The 2,669-nt window shown below is 25.6% G+C and carries 4 protein-coding genes and 1 pseudogene; all 5 read right to left on the bottom strand.

Annotation, left to right across the window (positions count from 1 at the left end; translation table 11 throughout):
- Window position 1: 1 nt before the first annotated feature.
- On the bottom strand, window positions 2-637 hold the full coding sequence (locus CAMP5053_RS07965) for a hypothetical protein (RefSeq protein ID WP_337217614.1): 636 nt from the start codon (window positions 635-637) through the stop codon (window positions 2-4).
- A complete protein-coding gene (locus CAMP5053_RS07970; protein ID WP_337217615.1) occupies window positions 634-984 on the bottom strand; it encodes a hypothetical protein in 351 nt (116 codons plus the stop codon). Before CAMP5053_RS07970 ends, CAMP5053_RS07965 begins: the two co-directional genes overlap by 4 nt.
- Window positions 985-1,047: 63 nt before the next feature.
- Window positions 1,048-1,613: pseudogene (locus CAMP5053_RS07975) on the bottom strand (hypothetical protein).
- 70 nt (window positions 1,614-1,683) lie between these two features.
- Complete coding sequence (locus tag CAMP5053_RS07980; protein ID WP_337217616.1) at window positions 1,684-2,250, bottom strand: imm11 family protein; 567 nt, start codon at window positions 2,248-2,250, stop codon at window positions 1,684-1,686.
- The coding region (locus CAMP5053_RS07985; RefSeq protein WP_337217617.1) for an AHH domain-containing protein at window positions 2,250-2,669 on the bottom strand (420 nt) is incomplete at its 5' end. The genes CAMP5053_RS07985 and CAMP5053_RS07980, both read right to left, overlap by 1 nt.

The raw sequence follows: 2,669 nt of genomic DNA on the forward strand, positions 1-2,669 counted from the left end.
TTTATTGGGGTGTTGGGATTGAAATACAATTGAGTGTTTCTTGAAGATTTTCATATTCATTTATCCAATACAATTGTATTTTTTTTGCTCCAAAGGGTGTAACAAGCGTAAAATATCTAAAATCTTCTATTTTGAGATTAAAAATTTTATCAAATTCGATATAGTTCATTAAGCCATAATCTTTAAAATCACATTCTTTATATATGGATTTTAAAAATTTTGGTATTTCATTGACAATGAAAAGTATTTTTATTTTTTCTTTTGATAGATTAATAGTTAGTTCTTTTACTATATTATTTGGATATTCTTGTTTAATGATATTTAATAATTGCTTGTTGTTGCAATTTTCCAAGTTATCAAGTTTAATTTTAAAATCTTTTTTGATTTCTAATTTTGTAGGTGTATATTGTAATTTATGTTCTTTATTAGATTGTGGTAGTAGTATATTAACTTCTTTTTTATCTTGAATAATTATTTTAGCAATACCCATGATTTTTGTGTTTAAATCTAGTAAAAATTGTAAGTCTTTTTTAGGGATTATGTTTTCTATATCTTTTTTTAAATTATTTAGATTTAAATTTTCACTAGATAAAAACTGCATAAGTCTGTTTAAAAATATGGGTTGAGGGGGTATCATAGCTCGTGTAATCCTAATTTTTTAAGCTCTTCTAAACTCATGGCTCTAATCAAAACCCTTTCTTCTGATTGTATTAAAGCAAATTCTTGTAATTTTTCTAAAGCTTCTTTATACCCTAAATATCCTAAAGGCCTATCTTCGCTAATGCTGAAAAAACTTAGCCTCCATTCTGCTTCCTCATCTTCATTATCTAGTTTGAAATTTTCCCAAGGTTCTTTAAATAAAATAGTATCTGTATCTTCACTAAGGGTAAAATTTACTATTGTTCCATTTGGTATTTCATAAAGTTTAGGCATAGCTTCATAAGCTTCTTCCCAACGTTTTTGTAAAAAGTTTAAATCTTCCATAGAGTATCCTTGTATTAAAATAAAATTATAACCAAAAAATTTTTATATTAAATCATAAAACATTTATGTAAAGCTAATTTTGTTTTGTTTAATCATTCTGGCACGATTGATAAGAGCATAAAGGGCTAGAAATTCATCGTTAAGCATTTCCTTAAAAGTTTCACTGTATCTATCCCATCAAACTCAATACTTTTGTATTCTATAAGCGCTGCTTTAGCATTAGTGATAAAAGAAATATATTTATCTCTTTGTTTATCGTGTTTAATACCTGCTCGTATTGGTTTAAGTGCTTCATCATACCAAATCACTTCTAAATTTTCTTCTTTGATGATTCTTAGTGCTACTTCTTTTGTTAGATATTCTTTAATATCTTTTCCATCATATTTTTTTCGCATATAATTCATCTGCAACATTTTATCAATGGCTTCTTTTTCACTATCAAAAGAATAGTTAAGACTAACACCCCCCCCCCTTTTTTTTTCTCCAACATAGAAAGTTTCATATTTATTATTATCAGAATCAAACCACATAGTAAGATGGTATCCCCCTAAATGTTTATAAGAAGGATACCAAGTTGTATCAATCAACTTTTCTTCTTTTATAATTAGTTCTGCTTGTTCTCTTGTCATTTTTTATCCTTTATTATGGTATTTGTTTGATAAAACCTAATAAGTTTATATAATTTATAATTGTAGTTTATTAATTTTCATATACCATAACTTCACTAAAACTAAAACCTAATAAATTGTTTTCTCTCACTATTTTTCTAAATTCACTTGATACAAAAACAGGTATTTCATCATCTTTAATTCTAAATATATGACTTCCATCAAGTTTTGATTTTTTTAAAACAGCCTTAGTAATACTTAGATATTCATTATTATCACCCATATAAGTATATACAGAATGTTCATAATCTAAAGCTTCAAGTGATTTTGTTACATGCATAATTTTACAATCATAATAATTTATTTCCTGATTTTTAATTTCTACATCTAAATATTGCACACAATCTTTGATTAAATCTTGCATTAAATTTATAAATTTTGGAGAGACTATACGCCAATTATATACATTAGATATTAAATCAGTCAGTATTTTACCATCATCTTTGTCTATTTCAAAACTAGGTGTTTGCCAATTTATAATAGGCTTGGATTCTAAAAGTGCATATTTATCATTATTTTTTATATCTGGTTTGATACAATTTATCCAATTATCTACATCATTATGTTGTCCATTATACATCATTTTATAATATCTCATTATTTTCTCTCCTTATAGTATTCTTTATTAAGTAAAGCAGGATTATTTTTTATTTCTTCTTTTAGTTTTTCAAATTCTTTTAAAAATTTATTCTTATCTCCTCTTGCTATTTTATCAATTTTACTCATTTTTTCAAGAATATATTCATGATATTCATTAGGATGTCTTCCGCGATGTGGCATTTTAACTTTGTTCCAATCTCCATTTAGTTTTAAATCATATAAATTAAGTATCTCTTGAAATTTTGGAGTATATTTTTTATTCTTATCAGTAGCAATATGATGGGTTTGAATTGGTGATTGTTTGTTATCATCTCCCATCCCTTCCCATCTTATCCTATCAAATTTAATCTTAGCAAGAGGACTAGCTTGTATTTTAGCTAAAGCAAATTTAATCTTATTTTTCTTAGGTATAGCAAA

Origin of the sequence: Campylobacter sp. S4:11, from assembly GCF_024723695.1 — a bacterium.
Taxonomy (GTDB): domain Bacteria; phylum Campylobacterota; class Campylobacteria; order Campylobacterales; family Campylobacteraceae; genus Campylobacter_D; species Campylobacter_D jejuni_C.